The sequence below is a fragment of the Porphyrobacter sp. AAP60 genome (assembly GCF_001296025.1).
In the GTDB taxonomy this organism is placed as follows: Bacteria; Pseudomonadota; Alphaproteobacteria; order Sphingomonadales; family Sphingomonadaceae; genus Erythrobacter.
Window position 1 is genome coordinate 43,999 of sequence record NZ_LJHV01000009.1, and the last position, 16,310, is coordinate 60,308.

19 protein-coding genes and 1 other RNA gene are annotated in these 16,310 nt (G+C 62.7%); 13 read left to right on the plus strand and 7 right to left on the minus strand.

Annotated elements, in window-relative coordinates; all coding sequences use genetic code 11:
* The first annotated feature begins 86 nt into the window (after nt 1-86).
* The 3 genes from IP79_RS09635 (at nt 87) to rsmA (ending at nt 3,372) form a co-directional block, all read left to right on the plus strand.
* Complete coding sequence (locus IP79_RS09635; RefSeq protein WP_233994162.1) at nt 87-1,445, plus strand: peptidylprolyl isomerase; 1,359 nt, start codon at nt 87-89, stop codon at nt 1,443-1,445.
* A gap of 2 nt (nt 1,446-1,447) precedes the next feature.
* The gene (pdxA, locus tag IP79_RS09640; protein ID WP_054119090.1) at nt 1,448-2,455 is read left to right on the plus strand and encodes a 4-hydroxythreonine-4-phosphate dehydrogenase PdxA; all 1,008 of its coding nucleotides are present in this window, start codon (nt 1,448-1,450) and stop codon (nt 2,453-2,455) included.
* 80 nt (nt 2,456-2,535) lie between these two features.
* Nucleotides 2,536-3,372 (plus strand): 16S rRNA (adenine(1518)-N(6)/adenine(1519)-N(6))-dimethyltransferase RsmA, encoded by an 837-nt coding sequence (gene rsmA / locus IP79_RS09645; protein ID WP_054119091.1) that lies wholly within the window; start codon nt 2,536-2,538, stop codon nt 3,370-3,372.
* On the opposite strand, the gene IP79_RS09650 is transcribed toward rsmA, so the two are convergent.
* Nucleotides 3,335-3,889, minus strand: coding sequence for a hypothetical protein (locus tag IP79_RS09650; RefSeq protein WP_054119092.1), 555 nt, complete (start codon nt 3,887-3,889; stop codon nt 3,335-3,337). The genes rsmA and IP79_RS09650 overlap by 38 nt on opposite strands.
* A gap of 62 nt (nt 3,890-3,951) precedes the next feature.
* Complete coding sequence (locus IP79_RS09655; protein ID WP_054119093.1) at nt 3,952-6,051, minus strand: malate synthase G; 2,100 nt, start codon at nt 6,049-6,051, stop codon at nt 3,952-3,954.
* Nucleotides 6,052-6,194: 143 nt separating this feature from the next.
* On the opposite strand from IP79_RS09655, the gene IP79_RS09660 reads away from it, so the two are divergent.
* The 5 genes from IP79_RS09660 (at nt 6,195) to IP79_RS09680 (ending at nt 10,772) form a co-directional block, all read left to right on the plus strand.
* On the plus strand, nt 6,195-7,406 hold the full coding sequence (locus IP79_RS09660) for a hydrolase (RefSeq protein ID WP_054119094.1): 1,212 nt from the start codon (nt 6,195-6,197) through the stop codon (nt 7,404-7,406).
* Complete coding sequence (locus IP79_RS09665) at nt 7,403-8,419, plus strand: arginine N-succinyltransferase (protein WP_054119095.1); 1,017 nt, start codon at nt 7,403-7,405, stop codon at nt 8,417-8,419. Before IP79_RS09660 ends, IP79_RS09665 begins: the two co-directional genes overlap by 4 nt.
* Before the next feature lie 133 nt (nt 8,420-8,552).
* Nucleotides 8,553-9,800 carry an N-succinylarginine dihydrolase gene (locus IP79_RS09670; protein WP_054119121.1) on the plus strand — a complete coding sequence of 416 codons (1,248 nt, stop codon included), beginning with the start codon at nt 8,553-8,555 and terminating at the stop codon, nt 9,798-9,800.
* 91 nt (nt 9,801-9,891) lie between these two features.
* The gene (locus IP79_RS09675; RefSeq protein WP_054119096.1) at nt 9,892-10,140 is read left to right on the plus strand and encodes a hypothetical protein; all 249 of its coding nucleotides are present in this window, start codon (nt 9,892-9,894) and stop codon (nt 10,138-10,140) included.
* An 86-nt stretch (nt 10,141-10,226) separates the two neighbouring features.
* On the plus strand, nt 10,227-10,772 hold the full coding sequence (locus tag IP79_RS09680) for a hypothetical protein (protein ID WP_054119097.1): 546 nt from the start codon (nt 10,227-10,229) through the stop codon (nt 10,770-10,772).
* A gap of 44 nt (nt 10,773-10,816) precedes the next feature.
* On the opposite strand, the gene ssrA is transcribed toward IP79_RS09680, so the two are convergent.
* Both ssrA and mscL read right to left on the minus strand, forming a co-directional pair.
* Nucleotides 10,817-11,162, minus strand: a transfer-messenger RNA (tmRNA) gene (gene ssrA, locus IP79_RS15225).
* Nucleotides 11,163-11,306: 144 nt separating this feature from the next.
* Nucleotides 11,307-11,729 carry a large conductance mechanosensitive channel protein MscL gene (gene mscL, locus IP79_RS09685; protein ID WP_054119122.1) on the minus strand — a complete coding sequence of 141 codons (423 nt, stop codon included), beginning with the start codon at nt 11,727-11,729 and terminating at the stop codon, nt 11,307-11,309.
* Between the two features lie 168 nt (nt 11,730-11,897).
* Between mscL and IP79_RS09690 the strand changes: the two genes are divergently transcribed.
* From IP79_RS09690 to IP79_RS09710, 5 genes are all read left to right on the plus strand, one after another.
* Nucleotides 11,898-12,500 carry a LemA family protein gene (locus tag IP79_RS09690; protein WP_054119098.1) on the plus strand — a complete coding sequence of 201 codons (603 nt, stop codon included), beginning with the start codon at nt 11,898-11,900 and terminating at the stop codon, nt 12,498-12,500.
* Nucleotides 12,501-12,505: 5 nt separating this feature from the next.
* A complete protein-coding gene (locus tag IP79_RS09695) occupies nt 12,506-13,369 on the plus strand; it encodes a TPM domain-containing protein (protein WP_054119099.1) in 864 nt (287 codons plus the stop codon).
* Between the two features lie 2 nt (nt 13,370-13,371).
* Nucleotides 13,372-14,046, plus strand: coding sequence for a TPM domain-containing protein (locus IP79_RS09700; RefSeq protein WP_054119100.1), 675 nt, complete (start codon nt 13,372-13,374; stop codon nt 14,044-14,046).
* Nucleotides 14,047-14,156: 110 nt separating this feature from the next.
* Nucleotides 14,157-14,735, plus strand: a complete 579-nt coding sequence (locus tag IP79_RS09705) for an NUDIX hydrolase (RefSeq protein ID WP_233994163.1) — start codon at nt 14,157-14,159, stop codon at nt 14,733-14,735.
* 3 nt (nt 14,736-14,738) lie between these two features.
* Nucleotides 14,739-15,521, plus strand: a complete 783-nt coding sequence (locus IP79_RS09710) for an SDR family oxidoreductase (RefSeq protein ID WP_054119101.1) — start codon at nt 14,739-14,741, stop codon at nt 15,519-15,521.
* A gap of 127 nt (nt 15,522-15,648) precedes the next feature.
* Here IP79_RS09710 and IP79_RS09715 read toward each other — a convergent pair whose 3' ends face one another.
* From IP79_RS09715 to IP79_RS15690, 3 genes are read right to left on the minus strand one after another with little or no spacing between them, the layout of a single operon-like run.
* Entirely contained in the window at nt 15,649-15,864 is a 216-nt protein-coding gene (locus IP79_RS09715; protein WP_054119102.1) for a PspC domain-containing protein, read from the minus strand.
* Between the two features lie 41 nt (nt 15,865-15,905).
* Nucleotides 15,906-16,019, minus strand: a complete 114-nt coding sequence (locus IP79_RS15685) for an enoyl-CoA hydratase (RefSeq protein ID WP_197273794.1) — start codon at nt 16,017-16,019, stop codon at nt 15,906-15,908.
* A 40-nt stretch (nt 16,020-16,059) separates the two neighbouring features.
* The gene (locus tag IP79_RS15690) at nt 16,060-16,173 is read right to left on the minus strand and encodes an enoyl-CoA hydratase (protein ID WP_197273795.1); all 114 of its coding nucleotides are present in this window, start codon (nt 16,171-16,173) and stop codon (nt 16,060-16,062) included.
* Nucleotides 16,174-16,310 lie beyond the last annotated feature (137 nt).

The window sequence follows — 16,310 nt, forward strand, 5'->3', positions numbered from 1 at the left end:
TGCAGGGCAACGGCAAGGGGGCCCGCACCACTTGTAGGGCGGGATTTTACCGTAAGACGGGATTGAAACGAGTGAGTGTAAAGCTGTTGACCAAGACGCTGTTTACCAGAACCGGAACCGCGCTGGCCGCGATCGGGATGATCGGCCTTTCTGTCGCACCGGTTGCTTCCTCGGCGCAGACCGTGGCCGTTCCGACTGCGGAGAATCCTTTCGGTCTGCCCGAAGATATCACCTTGTTCGGCAAGGCCGATCCCGATCGCCGCACCGCCACCGCGGTGGTCAACGGCTATGTGATCACCGGCACCGATATCGATCAGCGGGTTGCGCTGGTCACCGCCGCTTCCGACGCCGAAATCTCCGAGGAAGAAATGCTGCGCCTGCGCGTGCAGGTGCTGCGCAACCTGATCGACGAAACACTCAAGATCCAGGCCGCGGCCGCGGATGAGATGGCGGTGAAGCCCGAGGAGGTCCAACAGACCTACATCCAGCTGGCCGGCCAGAACTTTGCAGGCGAACCCAAGAAGATGGACGAATACCTCGTTTCCATCGGATCCTCGCCCGCTTCGCTCAAGCGCCAGATCGAAGGCGAAGTGGCGTGGGAAAACCTGCTGCGCCGCAAGATCATGCCCTTCGTGAATGTGTCGGCGGAAGAAGTGAACGATTCGCTCAAGCGCATGAACGAAGCGCGCGGGACGGATGAATACCGTCTCGGCGAAATCTACCTTTCGGCCACCACCGAAAACCGCGCCGCCGTGCTCGCCAATGCACAGGCAATCGTCCAGCAATTGCAGCAGGGCGGCAGCTTTGTCGCCTATGCCCGCCAGTTTTCCGAAGCGACCACAGCGGTGGTCGGCGGCGACCTGGGCTGGGTGCGGCTGGGCCAATTGCCGTCGCAGCTTGGCGAAGCGGCCCGCACGATGCAGACGGGGCAATTGGTAGGCCCGATCGAAATTCCCGGCGGTTTTTCGATCCTTTACCTGATCAATAAGCGCCAGGTGCTGATGGCCGACCCGGCCGAAGCCTTGCTCAGCCTCAAGCAGATCTCGATCAACTTTGCCCCCGGCATCACGCAGGATCAGGCCGAAGTACGGGTGAATGAATTCGCCGACTTCATCGAGGGCCTGCGCGGTTGCAGCGACGTGGAAGCGGGCGCGGCGAAGATCAACGCCGAAGTCGTCTCGAACGATAATATCAAGGCGGCCAACCTGCCCGCGCAGTTGCGCGACATCATTCTGGGCCTGCAAATCGGGCAGGCGACGCCGCCCTTTGGCGGAGTGCAGGAAGGCGTGCGCGTGCTGATGTTGTGCGGACGCGATGATCCGGCTGATACCGGCGGGCCGACCTTTGCCGCTGTGATGGACCAGATCGAGGAAGAGCGCGTCAACAAGCGCGCCCAGCGTTACCTCCGAGATCTGCGCAACGACGCCTACATCGAATACAACTGACCGTGGCTGGCGCCCCGCTGGCGATATCGCTCGGCGATCCGGCGGGGATCGGGCCGGAGGTCATTCTGGGGGCGTGGGCGCGGCTGCGGGCTGAACGGCGCGCGCCGCCGGCCTTTGTGGTGGGCGGACCGGAGCTGCTGCGCAGCCTTGCCGAACGGATGGGGATCGACTGCACGATCGTGCCGATTGCCGATCCGGCGGAAGCGGTTTTCGCTGCGGCTGCAGGACTGCCGGTTCTGGCCGGTCTTGATGGCGCTTTGACCCCCGGCAAACCCTCTCCCGATGGCGCCAGGCTGGCCTTGGCGTCGCTCCAATGGGCGACAAAATTTGCCCTCTCCGAGGTCGCTGTAGGGCTGGTCACCGCGCCGGTGGCCAAGGGCGCGCTGGCCGCTATCGGCTGGGATTACCCCGGCCAGACCGAATTTCTCGCCGATGCTTGCGGCCAGCCATACCGCGATGCGGTGATGATGCTGGCGGGGCCGAGTTTGCGCACTGTGCCGCTGACTGTCCACGTGCCTTTGGCCGAGGTGCCCGCGCTGCTTTCAGCCGAATTGATCATCCACAAAGCGCGTATAGTTGCCGCCGGATTGCGGCGTGATTTCGGTGTGTTATCACCCAGACTTGCGATTGCCGCGTTGAACCCGCACGCCGGTGAAGGCGGCCAGTTCGGAGACGAGGAAGCGCGGCTGATCACCCCTGCCATCGCTGCCTTGCAGGCCGAAGGGATCGACGCCTTCGGCCCTGTTCCGGGCGACGCGCTGTTCACGCCGCGGGCACGGGCGGGCTATGACGCGGCCCTGTGCATGTATCACGATCAGGCGCTTATCCCCCTGAAAGCGCTGGAAGTTGATGATGGCGTGAACGTCACGCTGGGTCTGCCGATCATCCGCACATCACCCGATCATGGCACTGCCTTCGACATCGCCGGACAAGGCGTGGCCGATCCCGGCGCGATGGCGGCGGCGATTGTGATGGCGGCAGACATGGCAGCGGCGCGGGTAAACTCTTGAGTCCGTTCGCCCCGAGCGTAGTCGAGAGGCCTGGCACTGGTGTCTCGACTTCGCTCGACACGAACGGATAAGGGAGTCTGATGAGCATTATACTCCCCCCGATCCGTGACGTGATTCAACGCTACGGCCTTGCAGCCAGCAAGGCGCTGGGGCAGAATTTCCTGCTCGATGAACAGCTTCTGGCGCGCATCGCCGCGCTGCCTGGGGATTTGGCGGGGCAAGCCGTACTCGAAGTCGGACCCGGCCCCGGCGGGCTGACCCGCGCCTTGCTGCGCGCCGGAGCGCGGGTCACCGCGATCGAAATGGACCGCCGCTGCCTGCCAGCGCTGGCCGAGTTGAGCGAGAGCTTCCCCGGCCAACTCACTGTTATCGAAGGCGATGCGCTCAAGCTCGATCACAATGCGCTGATGAATGGAGAGCCATTCCACGTTTTGTCGAACCTGCCCTACAACGTCGGCACCGCGCTGTTCGTGCGCTGGCTGGGCGGAGAAAGCTGGCCCCCGCTCTGGCAATCGCTCACCTTGATGTTCCAGCGCGAAGTGGCCGACCGGATCGTGGCAAGCGCGGGGGAGGATGCCTATGGCCGTCTTGCTGTGCTCGCGCAGTGGCGCGCCGAGGCCCGCCTCGCGATGAAGGTCCACCGCAGCGCCTTTACCCCGCCGCCCAAGGTAATGAGCGCCATCGTCCACGTGACCCCTGCGCCCATGCCCGAAGGCGTGTCAGCCCGAATGCTCGAACGCCTGACCGAAGCCGCCTTCGGCCAGCGCCGCAAGATGCTGCGCCAGAGTTTGAAGGGCGTGCCAGGGGCACTGGAAGCCTTGGCATCGCTGGGAATCGACGAAACGCGGCGGGCGGAGACAGTCAGCGTTGATGAGTTCGTCAGCGTGGCGCGGGCACTTGGCGTTCGCAGTTCTTAGACAATTCGCGCACCAGTTCTGCGCGTTGCAGCATCAGATCCAGGATTTCCGACCTTTCCGCCGCCCATTCCATGATGGTGGAAAACATCAGGATTTCAATGCCATCAACGCCTTCCATCTGTATGCCATATTCCTTGTGGAGCATGTCCCAATTGGCAGGCTCGACCGTCATCTTGTCGAACGGCAGGAACAGATCACGGCAACCATATTTGAACGGCGGCACGATCGAGAGGGTCAGCCCGTCAGAGTGCACGCCCACCGTCACCGGGGGGTGGCGGTGCGATTTGAGATCGCCCGACAGATGCCCCCAGCGAAAACCGGGCTGCGAGATGCGCACCATGCCCGCCAGCTTTTTGGCCAGCGGCTGGCGCGGTTCGATAGCCGCATAAAGCAGTTCATACTCGCGCCAGCGCGAATTGCTGGCGTGAATGATGTAAAACATCAGCCCGCCGAAGAAGGCGAGGCTGAGCATGCTGACAATCGCCATGTAAAGCTGTTCGAAAATCTCGCCCATCATCCATTGCTCCGCCAGGGTCCGGCCTTTCGGCCAACCCTATGCGGAATCTATGGAAAAAGCGTTTACCCCGCCTTTTGGCGCAATCTCCAGGCGTGCAGCAGCGGCTCCGTATAGCCGCTGGGCTGCTCCACCCCCTTGAAGATCAGGTCTTTCGCCGCGCGATACGCTGCACCATCTTCGTTATCGGTAAGCGGCTGATAAAGCGGATCGCCTGCGTTCTGCGCATCAACCTTGGCGGCCATGCGGCGCAGCGAATCCATCACCTGATCTTCGGTGATCACGCCGTGGAGCAACCAGTTGGCGATGTGCTGCGAGGAAATGCGCAAGGTCGCGCGGTCTTCCATCAGGCCCACATCATTTATGTCCGGCACCTTGGAACAGCCCACGCCCGCATCGATCCAGCGCACGACATAGCCGAGCAATCCCTGACAATTATTGTCGAGTTCCTCGCGGATTTCCTCCGCCGACCAGTTGACCCCGTCCGCCAGCGGAATGCTGAGCAGCGCGTCAAGGCCCATCGGTTCGGGCAGGCTCTGCTGGATAGCGAACACATCTTCTGCATGGTAATGCAGCGCGTGGAGCGTCGCCGCCGTGGGTGAAGGCACCCATGCGGTGTTGGCGCCTGCACGCAGGTGACCGATTTTCTCGACCATCATCTGCCCCATCAGGTCAGGCGCGGCCCACATGCCCTTGCCGATCTGCGCCTTGCCCGAAAGGCCGTGCGTAAGGCCGATGGCGACATTGCGCGCCTCGTAGGATTTGAGCCAGTCAGACCCCTTCATCGCGCCCTTGCGCAGCATTGGCCCCGCGCGCATCGAGGTGTGGATTTCATCGCCCGTCCGATCGAGGAAGCCGGTGTTGATGAACACGATCCGGCCCTGCACAGCATGGATGCAGGCGGCAAGGTTGGCGCTGGTGCGGCGTTCTTCGTCCATCACGCCGACCTTGATCGTGTGGCGCGGCAGGCCGAGCAGGTCTTCCACCGCATCGAACAGGTCGTTGGTGAAGGCGCATTCTTCCGGCCCGTGCATCTTGGGCTTCACGATGTAGATGCTGCCGCAGCGGGAATTGCCGAACTTGGCGTGGCCCTCGACATCCAGCGTGCTGATTGCGCTTGTGAAGACCGCGTCCATGATGCCTTCGGGGATCTCGCTGCCATCGGGCAGACGGATCGCGGGGTTGGTCATCAGGTGGCCGACATTGCGCACGAACATCAGGCTGCGGCCCGATAGGGTATGCGCGGTGCCATCGGTTGCGGTGAAACTCTTGTCGCCCGCCAGCGTGCGGGTCAGCGTCTTGCCGCCCTTGTCGAAGCTTTCGGCCAGATCGCCGCGGATGATGCCGAGCCAGTTGGTATAGGCCAGCAGCTTGTCCTCGGCATCGACCGCAGCGACCGAATCCTCGCAATCGGCGATGGTGGTGAGTGCGGCTTCGGCGATGATATCGGCGATGCCTGCCTTGTCGGTCGCGCCCACCGGAGTGCTCGCATCGAACACCACTTCGATGTGCAAGCCGTTGTTTTTCAGCAGCAGTCCCTTGTCGGTGGTGCCGACATGCTGCGCCGGATCGGCAAGTGCGAGAGCTTCGCGCCCTGCAAGATCGGCCCAGCTCGCCCCATCTGCCAGCGGAAAGGCGCTATCCAGAAACTCCCGCCCGCGCGCGATCACCGCCGCGCCGCGTGCTTCGTCATACCCGCCGGGCTTGGCCGGGGCCGCATCCAGCGCGTCGGTGCCGTAGAAGGCGTCATACAGGCTTCCCCAGCGCGCGTTGGCGGCGTTGAGCAAGAAGCGGGCGTTGAGGATCGGCACCACCAGCTGCGGCCCGGCCATGGTCGCGATTTCGGGATCGACGTTCTGTGTGCCGATCTGGAAGTTGCCCGGTTCCGGAACGAGGTAGCCGATGTCCGTCAGGAAGGCTTTGTAGGCCGCCGCATCGTGCGGCTTTCCGGCGCGCCCGGTATGCCAAGCGTCGATCTGTGCCTGCAAATCCTCGCGCTTTGCCAACAGGGCGGCGTTACGCGGCGCGAAATCGGCCAGGAGCGCGGCGAAACCCTCCCAGAACGCTCCGGCGTCGCGCCCCAACGGCGCCAGCACCTGCGTTTCAAGGAAGCTCGCCAACCGGGAGTCGATGCTCAAACCGGCGCGGGTGGTCGTGTCAGTCATGGTAGTCCTCGTATGGTAAGCGTGAAGCCGAACCCGGGGAGGAGAGGACGGCTGGCCCTATGGCGCAGGGCCAGAGGCTTTGCAACGGTCTGGCGGCCCGCAACGGGTTGGACTGGCGCGCACAGGCGGCTAGAGGTGCAAGGATGAAAGCGCCCGTCACCCCCGCAGATTTCGATGCCGCAACCATGCTGGCGCAGGTTGAGGCGTGGGGCGCGATCAACACCGGCACAGCCAACCTTGCAGGGCTCGCCCGGCAGGCTGCTATGCTGGCGGAGGCGTTTGGCGCATTGCCCGGCACGGTGGAACTGGTCGATCCCGCCCCTGTCACCGCTGTGGCCGCCGATGGTTCGGCGTTCGAAAAGCCCCACGGCCAGCATCTGGTCGTGCGGGTGCGCCCGCAGGCCAATCGCCGCATCTTGCTGACAGGGCACATGGACACCGTGTTCCCCGCCGATCACAGCTTTCAAAACCAGCGCTGGCTGGACGGGGAGGTTCTCAACGGCCCCGGCGTGGCCGACATGAAGGGCGGGATCGCGGTGATGCTCCACGCCCTGCTGGCGTTCGAACAGGCCGCCAGTGCATCGAGCCTTGGCTATGACGTGCTGATCAATTCTGACGAGGAAACCGGATCGCTGGCCAGCAGCGCGCTGATTGCCGAGTTGGCGGCGGGAAAGCTGGCCGCGCTGACCTATGAGCCCGCCGCCCTGCCCGATGGCACGCTGGCGCATGAACGGGGCGGCACGGGCAATTATTCTATCACCTTCACCGGGCGCAGCGCTCATGCCGGGCGCAACCCGCACGAAGGGCGCAATGCGGTTGTCGCTGCTGCTGATCTGATCCTGCGGCTGAAGGCGCTGGAAAGCGACGATCTGACGATCAACCCCGCCAAGCTGGAAGGTGGCGCCGCGAATAATGTCGTGCCCGACCATGCCGTGCTGCGCTTCAACATCCGCCCGAAATCCACTGCGGCGATGGAGGGGTTTGACAACAACCTCAACGCTTTGCTGCGAAGCATTGATGCGGTGCACGAAGTTTCCACCCACCGCCACGGCGGCGTTACTCGCCCGCCGAAAAAGGTTGATGCCAATGCGCAGCGTCTGTTCGATCTGGTGCGGGCATGCGGCGCCGAACTGGGGCAGGACATCCGCTGGCAATCGACTGGCGGAGTGTGCGATGGCAACAACATCGCAGCCTGCGGCGTGCCGGTAGTGGACACCATGGGCGTGCGCGGCGGCGCGATCCATTCACCCGACGAATATCTGATCGTCCCCAGCCTTACCGAGCGTGCAGCCTTGTCAGCCCGCGTGATTGAACGCCTTGCCAGCGGCGCACTCAACCAAGGAACATCCACATGACTTTCCGCCTGCGCGCCGCGCGTGCCGCCGATCTTGAGGCGCTGTATGAAATGGCCAAGCTGACCGGCGGAGGCTTTACCAATCTGCCGCCCGATCGCTCCGCGCTGCAAACCAAGCTGGAACGTACCGAAGCCGCCTTTGCCAGCGACAGCGATACACTGGGCGATGAATTGTTCGTACTGGTACTGGAAAACGCCCGCACCGGCGCGGTGCGCGGCACCTGCCAGTTGATGACGAAGGTGGGGCAACGCTGGCCGTTCTATTCCTACCGCCTCAACACCCTCACCCAGTATTCGCAGGAACTGGATCGCACTGTGCGCGCCGAACTGCTCAGCCTTGTCACCGATCTCGAAGGATCAAGCGAGGTCGGCGGGCTGTTCCTGCACCCGAACGAGCGCGCAGGCGGGCTTGGCCTGCTGCTCGCCCGGTCGCGTTACATGTTCGTGGCGATGCACCGCAAACGCTTTGCCGACCGTATCCTGGCCGAATTGCGCGGGATCATCGATGAACGCGGCGGATCGCCGTTCTGGGACGGGGTCGCCGGACGCTTCTTCGGGATGAGCTTTCAGGACGCGGACTATTTCAACGCGATCAACGGCAACCAGTTCATCGCCGATCTGATGCCCAAGCACCCGGTGTACATCGCCATGCTGGATGACGATGCGCGCAGCGTGATCGGCGTGCCCCACCCCACGGGCCGCGCCGCGATGCGTATGCTGGAAGGCGAGGGTTTCCGCCACGATGGCTATGTCGATATCTTCGACGGCGGCCCGACCATGACAGCGCACACCGATCTGGTCACCAGCGTCAAGAACAGCAGCGGGGCGACCGTCACCGCGGTCTCGGTAGCCGAGGGCGAGCGCGCGATACTGGCAACCGGGAGCCTCGGCACCTTTCGCGCCTGTTTCGGTGCGCGAATGATGGACGCGGATGGCGGCATAGCAATCGACAGCGCCAGCGCCGATCTGCTTGATGTCAGCGAAGGCGATACGGTGTGGAGCGTGGGGCGGTAGGCGACTCTCCCTCGCCACCCGCGAGGAGCGCAGCGACGCGGCGATCCATGGCCCGCCCGCTTGCCGTGAAGTTCGACCATGGATTGCCGCACGACCTGACGGTCGCTCGCAATGACGAAATGGAGTGGGAAAAGTGCTCACCGAAATCAATTTCGACGGGATCGTCGGCCCTTCGCACAATTACGCGGGGCTCAGCCTCGGCAATATCGCCAGCGCCAGCCATGCGGGCGAACCGTCTTACCCACGCGCCGCAGCATTGCAGGGCATGGCCAAGATGCGCGGCAATCTGGCACGGCTGGGCGTTCAGGGCTTCCTGCTGCCACTGCCCCGCCCGAATGATTCGTTGGAGCAGGCGCTTGCGCTCGACGGCACCGAGCCGCCGCAACTGCGCGCCGCGCCGTGGTCGGCCTCAAGCATGTGGACGGCCAATGCCGCCACCGTCAGCCCCGCGCCGGATACTGCCGACGGGCGCTGCCACCTTACGCCCGCCAACCTTGTCACCATGCTTCACCGTGCGCAGGAATGGCCCGATACCAAGCGCCAGCTGGAAGTGGCCTTCGGTGACAAGCGCCACTTCACCATCCACGATGCCGTGCCGCCAACCTTCGGCGATGAAGGCGCGGCCAACCATATGCGCCTGTGCGAAAGCCACGATGCGCCCGGTGTCGAAGTGTTCGTCTATGGTCGCACCGGCGGGCCCTTCCCGGCACGCCAGCACGAACAGGCCAGCCGCCTTGTCGCCCGCGCCCACGGGCTTGATCCGGCGCGCACGGTTTTCGTGGAGCAGAACGCGCAAGCCATTGCAGCAGGCGCGTTTCACAATGATGTGGTCGCGGTTGCCAATGGGCGCGTATTGTTCACCCATGCCGAAGCCTTTGCCGATCAGGCGGGCGCTTACGAGGCAATCCGCGCCGCTTTCCCCGCGCTGGAGGTGGTCGAAGTGCCGTCAAGTGCGGTGACGCTGCAAGAGGCGATCCGCACCTATCTGTTCAACGCGCAGTTGCTGACCCTGCCCGATGGAACCATGGCGCTGATCGTGCCGACCGAATGCCGCGAAAGCGCGGCCGTCTGGGGCTGGGTGCAGACGATGCTCGCCGGAAACGGCCCGATCCGGCAAGTCATCCCCGTTGATGTGAAACAATCCATGGCCAACGGCGGCGGCCCGGCCTGCCTGCGCCTGCGGGTGGTGTGCGATCCTGCAACAGTCGATCCGCGCTTCCTGCTCGACGAGGCCAAGGCCGAGCGAATCGAAGCCACCATCGCAGCGCACTGGCCCGAACAGATCGATCCGTTCGATCTTGGCACGCCCGCGCTTGCCGAAAAGGTTGTCGGCGCAAGAATGGCACTGCTGGACGCGCTCGATCTGGGACAGCTTGGTTAACGCGTTTGCGCCGCCCCGCACGGCAGGCGTAGGGTTGCTCCAATCTTAGAGCGAGTCTCCGAACGGGATTCGCGATCGATCAGGAGACGCCATGCTGGCAAAGTTCAAACGGCTGTTCGTCATCAAGACGCGCTTTGAAGCGTTCCTGATCATCTATGCGCTCGCGCTCGGTGCGACCGCGCGCGGTTCGGCCTATCTTAACGAATATCCCGGCTTTGGCGGCAAGCTGTTGCTGCTGGCGACCACCGGCGCCGTGTTCCTTGGCGGCGCAAAGATCCTTGATGCGATCAGGCTGGAGAAGGAATTGGCGGCAATCAAGGCCGAGGCGGTTCAGGACTAGCAGCGCTTCCGTCAAGCAAACCTTGACGAGAGAACGTCAATAGGGCATTGACGATCCGTCAGGAACTTGTTGACGGATGCCGAGCCATGAAAATCACCGAAGAACAGCATCTGCGCGACCAGGTCAGCGCGCTCATGCTGGATTGGGCCAAAGGCCGCGAGCCCCCTTTCACAGGCGAAAGCCGCGAGGGTTTCGAGGAGGCGATCCTCGCCGCGCACTGTATTGCCGACGAAAGCCGGATCGTGCTTCATCGCTGGATCGAGGCTGCACGCCGTTCGGGCATGAGCTGGAGCGAGATCGGCGATGTGCTGGGGATTTCGAAGCAGGCTGCCCAGCAGCGGTTTCGCACGCAGGGGCCGGCCGAGATCGAAGCGGATGACGGCGATGGCGAGGGGGAAAAGGTGGTGCGCTATGGTGCGCATGCATTCAACGAAATGGCCATTTTGCGAGAGGCCGGAACGCAAGGGCACGAACTCGTCAGCGTAGGCCCCTTGCAGCTGACCTTCCGGCGCACCGATACCCGATGGGAATATCGGCGCGTGATCAGCATAAGCGCCGGGTTGGAACGCGAAGGCTGGATCCATGCCGCCAGCTGGCTGCCGTTTCTCTATCTGAAACGCGCGGTAGACTGAAAAAGGAGGTGGGGGATTCTGTTGCTAGGCTCCCCCGGGCCCCCGGTATCCGATTCTGTTGCCCGGTTCGGTCCAACCGCGCTTTTTAGCCTAATAAAAGAAGGGCGTTAGCCCATCAATTACGCAGCGATTGCGAGTGCTTCGTTATCGTTGGCACTTATGGGTTTTGAGCCTTATGCGGGTTACTCAGCCCGGGCAAAAACTACGCTTTTCAACACACGTCGATCCTGGTTCGGCCCCGTCAGGAGTAGCAGCAAGCTGCCGCTTCTGGTGGAGCCGCCGGGTACTGCCCCCGGGTCCGTTGCATCTATTGCACGCAGCAATTTATCGCCATATCCGGTCGAAACCGGCAATGACGCATATAGCGTGGCAATTCTGAATGTGAAGTGGACAGGGCGGGTTGGCGGCAGGTTAGGCCGCTCTAGACCCTGTCCAGACCCCCTCTAGACCCGTCCAGACCCCTTCTAGGCCCTGTTTTGCACCAGCCTGCCCCGATGTTTCACGTGAAACATCGGGGCAGGCAGAGCGCCAATCTTACTTCTTCAAAGCATCGCGGATTTCGACCAGCAACTCCACCTCGGTCGGCCCGGCAGGAGCGGCCTCTTCTTCCTTCTTGGCAAATTGCGCGGTGATCTTGTTCACATAACGCACCATCAGGAAGATGATGAAGGCCAGGATCAGGAAATTGATCACCACCGAAACGAAAGCCCCCAGCCCCAGCACATTGGCACCCGCCTCGCGCGCGGCAGCCAGCGTCGTGCCCGGTTCGACTTCGCCCGACAGGACGAGGTAACGGTCCGAAAAATCGATATTGCCGAAAATCGCCCCGACTACCGGCATGATGATCTCGTCAGTCAGCGATTTGACGATAGCGCCAAAGGCCGCCCCGATGATCACCCCGACGGCAAGATCCATGACATTGCCCTTGGCGATAAAGGCTTTGAATTCCGAAAACATAATGATCCCCTTGTTAACCATGTTTCGCGCTATCTGGCACTCTCGACCTTCCGTGCCAAGCACCATGAATTTCAATGTCCACCGCTTGAACGCGGATAGCGGTGTGCTATATCCACAATACAGGAACACGCCGCCGGGCCTGCCCGCGCGATCAGGAGGGATTGTCCGATGAATTTCAACACCATGTTGCGCGGTGTCTTGGCCGCCATGGCTGCGCTGAGCCTCGCCGCCTGCGGGATCAATTCTGTCCCCGCGGCAGAAGAAGAAGCCAAGGCCAAGTGGGCCGATGTGGAAGCGCAGTTCCAGCGCCGCGCCAATCTCGTCCCCAACCTTGCCGAAGTCGCCCGCGGCGCAGCGGAAAGCGAACGCGCCATCCTGACCGAAGTGACCGAGGCCCGCGCCCGCGCCACCAGCGTGAATGTTAGTGCTGACAGCCTCGACGACCCGGCCGCGATGGAGCAATTCGCCGCCGCACAGGGCCAGTTGAGCCAGGGCATCGGCCGCCTGCTCGCCAGCTTCGAAGCCTATCCGCAAATCCAGTCGAACCAGAACTTCCTTGCGCTGCAAAGCCAGCTGGAAGGCACGGAAAACCGCATCGCCGTGGCCATCCGCGACTATAACGAAGCGGTGCGTAAATATAACACCACGATCCGCACCTTCCCCGACACGATCGGCGCGAACATCATCCACGGGGCGGAACCGCTGGTGCCCTATGCCGCCGTAACCGAAGGCGCCGAAGCCGCGCCGACGCTCGACATGACGAGCAACTGATCGGCGTGATCCGCCATCTGTTCATAATGCTCGCGCTGGCGGGGGTTTGGTTCGCCGCCCCCGCAGCCGCGCAGCCGCAGTTCCCTGAACTTACAGGCCGCTTGGTAGATAATGCCGATCTGCTGACACCCGAGGCAGAGGCCGCGCTGACCGCCAAGCTGGAGGCGCTGGAGACGCAATCGCAGCGGCAGTTGGTGATCGCTACGGTTCCTGATCTGCAAGGCTACGACATATCCGATTACGGATATCAACTGGGCCGTGCCTGGGGCCTGGGCGATGAAAGCCGCAATGATGGCGCGCTGCTGCTTGTCGCGCCCAATGATCGCAAGGTGCGGATCGAGGTCGGCTACGGGCTCGAAGGCTATCTCACTGACGCACTGTCAGCGCTGATCATCCAGAACCAGATCCTGCCCGCATTCCGAGACGGGGATTTTCCCGGCGGGATCGAAGCAGGCACGAACGCAATCATCACCCAGCTGAAATTGCCACCTGAAGAAGCCGCCCAGATCGCGGCGCAGGCAGGCAAGGCGCGAGAAAGTGACGGCGGCTTTCCCATCGGCGTGCTGATCTGGCTCGCCTTCATGTTTTTCTTCTTCGTCCTGCCGATCTTTGCCGGCCGCAAACGGCGGCGCAAGTATCGCTCCAAGGGTGACGGCCCATGGGGCGCTCGCGGGAGTTCAACGGGCCGCGACATGGGCGATACCGCGCGCGATATCATCCTTTGGGAAGTGGGCAGCGCGATTTTGCGCGGCGCGCTTTCGGGCGGCGATGGTGACGGCGGCTGGGGTGGCGGCGGCTTTGGCGGCGGCGGCGGATTTTCGGGCGGCGGCGGCTCATTCGGGGGCGGCGGCGCCTCCGGGGGGTGGTAAAAATGGCCTATCTTGATGATGCCGGACGCAAGCTGATCGCTGAAGCTGTAACCGAGGCGGAAAGCGCAACTTCGGGCGAAATCGTGACCGTGCTGGCAGACCGTTCCGACGGCTATACCGATGTCGCCCTGTTGTGGGCCACGGCTGCGGCATTCACGATGATGAGCGTGTTTGCCGTGCTCCCCTTGCCGTTCCTGCGACTGTGGGACAGTCTGATCGGCGGCTGGGGCCATGAATGGACCACCGGCGAACTTGCCAGCATGGTGATCGGACTGGGCCTCGTCACCTTCCTCGTCGTGATGCTGGTGCAGCAGTGGCAACCGTTGAGATTCGCGCTGATTCCCGGCCCGGCCAAGACCGCGCGCGTTCACAATCAGGCAGTGCGCCAGTTCAAGGTCGGGGCGGAACGGCGCACCACCGGGCACACTGGCGTGATGATTTACCTTTCCATGCGCGAACACCGTGCAGAGATCGTGGCGGATGAAAGCATCGCCGCTATCGTCCCTGCCGAAGTCTGGGGCGAGGCGATGGGCGACATGCTCGGCGAAATCCGCAAGGGCTGCATCGCCGAAGGGCTGGCGGTGGGCATCCGCGATGTCGGCTTCGTGCTCGCCCAGCATTTCCCGCGCGGCGAGGATGATGTGAATGAATTGCCGGATCGGCTGATCGAGGTTTAGTAACTCACCCCCGATTATTGCTATTGACCCGTTCGCCCTGAGCCTGTCGAAGGGCCGCTCTTGTTGAACCATTCCGCGGGGAAGAAGGGCAATCCTTCGACAAGATCGGGATGAACGGGGTAGCTATTTTGATCAAGGACCGCGATGCCGACCTGCCCGAACAGGTGATGTGGGAAGGCCGTTTCATAACCGCCAAGCAGCGCGGGCGGTGGGAATATGTCGGGCGCGCACGCGGCATCCGCGCCGCCGCGATCGTCGCGCTGGATGATGATGCTGACGGCACCCGCCATGTGATCCTTGTCAGCCAGTACCGCGTGCCGCTGGGCCGCTTCTGTCTCGAAATTCCCGCTGGCCTCGTCGGCGATGATGCGGGCGGCGAAGGCGAGGAAGCGATCACCGCCGCTGCGCGCGAGCTGGAGGAAGAAACCGGATACCGCGCCGCCAAGCTGGAAGTGCTCGGCGAATTCTACTCGTCGCCCGGCATGATATCGGAATGCTTCACCCTGCTGAAGGCCACAGGGCTTGAACGGGTGAGCGAAGGCGGCGGCACCGAAGGCGAAAACATTACCGTCCACCGCATTGCCTTGCGTGATCTTTCACGCTTCGTGGCCGAATGGCGGCGCGCAGGCCACGCGGTCGATGTGCGCATCGCGATGTTGATGACACCGGAATACTTGGGAGAGGATTGAGTCATGACAGGCAGAGTAGCGGGCAAGCTCGCATTGGTTACAGGCGGCGCGCAAGGTCTGGGTCGCGCACATTGCATCCGGTTGGCGCAGGAAGGCGCGCGGGTGCTGGCGACAGATATCAACGGCGCAGGTGCAGCGGAAACCGCAGCGATCATCAACGCCGAAATGGGCGATGGCACCGCATTCGGCATCGCCCATGACGTGACCGATCCGGCACAATGGGAAGCCGCCGTTGATGCCGCACGCGAACATCTGGGCGGGCTGAACGTGCTGGTCAACAATGCCGGGATCGGCGTGCCGGGCAATATCGAGGCTTGCGATTTCGGCGATTGGCAGCGGTGTTTCGACATCAACGTCAATTCGATCTTCCACGGCTGCCAGAAGGCTCTGCCGCTGATGCGCGAACATGCGCCGGGATCGATCATCAACATCTCCAGCATCGCCGGTCTGATCGCCAGCGATACCATGCCCGCCTATAATTCTTCGAAGGCAGCGGTGTGGATGCTGTCAAAGTCGATTGCGCTGCATTGTGCGAAAAAGAACATGAACATCCGCTGCAATTCAGTGCACCCGACTTTTGTGGATACGCCGATCCTTGATGGCACCGCGAAATCGGCCCAGCTCGAAAAGGGTGTGTTGCTGGAAAAGTTGGCGCGGCAGATTCCGCTGAAATTCGTGGGTGAGCCCAACGATATCGCCAATGCGGTGCTTTATCTGGCCAGCGATGAAAGCCGCTTCATGACAGGCGCCGAACTGAAACTCGATGGCGGCATTTCCGCCATGTGATTGCTTTTTTGCTCTCGCGGCAAATCGCTTTGCGATTGTCTGCCGAGGGGGCAGCCTACCGGCCGGCGGGCGGTCGCCCTTGCGGACTTATCGGGTCCGACTATGGCGCACCGCCCGGCTGGACAGGTTAGTCCGCGATCAGTGCGATCGCGAGGTAGATCAGCACCGGGGCGCCGAAACCGAGCAGCGTCGCGGCGACAAAGCCGATCCGCACCAGCATGGCATCGATCCCGAAGTAGTCGGCAATCCCGGCACATACGCCGAAGACCTTGCCGTTGGTCTTGTCCAGGCGGAAGCCAGCGCGGGGCGGCTTGCCACCGGAATTGCGGGTTACGTCGTTCATTTCAATCTCACTCCAAAAAGTAGCGGCAGGCGATCAGAGAATCAGGCGATCATGCTGGGGCTGGCAGGGATGATGGCGTAGGCGAAGCTGGCCACGGTCAGCACGACTGCAAAAGCAGCAGAAGCAAAGCGGGCGGTGTTTTCATTGTTGAACATGGGAATGTGGTCCTGTGAAAATGGTGTGGCCGGATCAGGCTCAGGCGACGAGGCCGGGGCTGGCGGGGATAATCGCGTAGGCGAAGAACGCGGCTGAAATCACGACCGAGAAAGCGGCGGCGAACAGGCGGTTCGAGGTTTCGATGGCAAACATTGGTTGGTCTCCTGTAGATTTTGGTTCGTGTTCCGGGACTGCCCCGGGGACAAAACCTACTCTGCACGGGCCGTGCCAAACTCGAAAAATGGCAGTTTTCCGGCGTTTCGATGCTTTCGAATGCGAAACAACCCATT

Bases quoted from the DNA above. Each gene is read 5' to 3' on its own strand.
- rsmA (WP_054119091.1), top strand. From the start codon at position 2,536: ATGAGCATTATACTCCCCCCGATCCGTGACGTGATTCAACGCTACGGC.
- IP79_RS09650 (WP_054119092.1), bottom strand. From the start codon at position 3,889: ATGATGGGCGAGATTTTCGAACAGCTTTACATGGCGATTGTCAGCATG.
- IP79_RS09655 (WP_054119093.1), bottom strand. From the start codon at position 6,051: ATGACTGACACGACCACCCGCGCCGGTTTGAGCATCGACTCCCGGTTG.
- IP79_RS09660 (WP_054119094.1), top strand. From the start codon at position 6,195: ATGAAAGCGCCCGTCACCCCCGCAGATTTCGATGCCGCAACCATGCTG.
- IP79_RS09665 (WP_054119095.1), top strand. From the start codon at position 7,403: ATGACTTTCCGCCTGCGCGCCGCGCGTGCCGCCGATCTTGAGGCGCTG.
- IP79_RS09675 (WP_054119096.1), top strand. From the start codon at position 9,892: ATGCTGGCAAAGTTCAAACGGCTGTTCGTCATCAAGACGCGCTTTGAA.
- IP79_RS09680 (WP_054119097.1), top strand. From the start codon at position 10,227: ATGAAAATCACCGAAGAACAGCATCTGCGCGACCAGGTCAGCGCGCTC.
- mscL (WP_054119122.1), bottom strand. From the start codon at position 11,729: ATGTTTTCGGAATTCAAAGCCTTTATCGCCAAGGGCAATGTCATGGAT.
- IP79_RS09690 (WP_054119098.1), top strand. From the start codon at position 11,898: ATGAATTTCAACACCATGTTGCGCGGTGTCTTGGCCGCCATGGCTGCG.
- IP79_RS09700 (WP_054119100.1), top strand. From the start codon at position 13,372: ATGGCCTATCTTGATGATGCCGGACGCAAGCTGATCGCTGAAGCTGTA.
- IP79_RS09705 (WP_233994163.1), top strand. From the start codon at position 14,157: ATGAACGGGGTAGCTATTTTGATCAAGGACCGCGATGCCGACCTGCCC.
- IP79_RS09710 (WP_054119101.1), top strand. From the start codon at position 14,739: ATGACAGGCAGAGTAGCGGGCAAGCTCGCATTGGTTACAGGCGGCGCG.
- IP79_RS09715 (WP_054119102.1), bottom strand. From the start codon at position 15,864: ATGAACGACGTAACCCGCAATTCCGGTGGCAAGCCGCCCCGCGCTGGC.
- IP79_RS15685 (WP_197273794.1), bottom strand. From the start codon at position 16,019: ATGTTCAACAATGAAAACACCGCCCGCTTTGCTTCTGCTGCTTTTGCA.
- IP79_RS15690 (WP_197273795.1), bottom strand. From the start codon at position 16,173: ATGTTTGCCATCGAAACCTCGAACCGCCTGTTCGCCGCCGCTTTCTCG.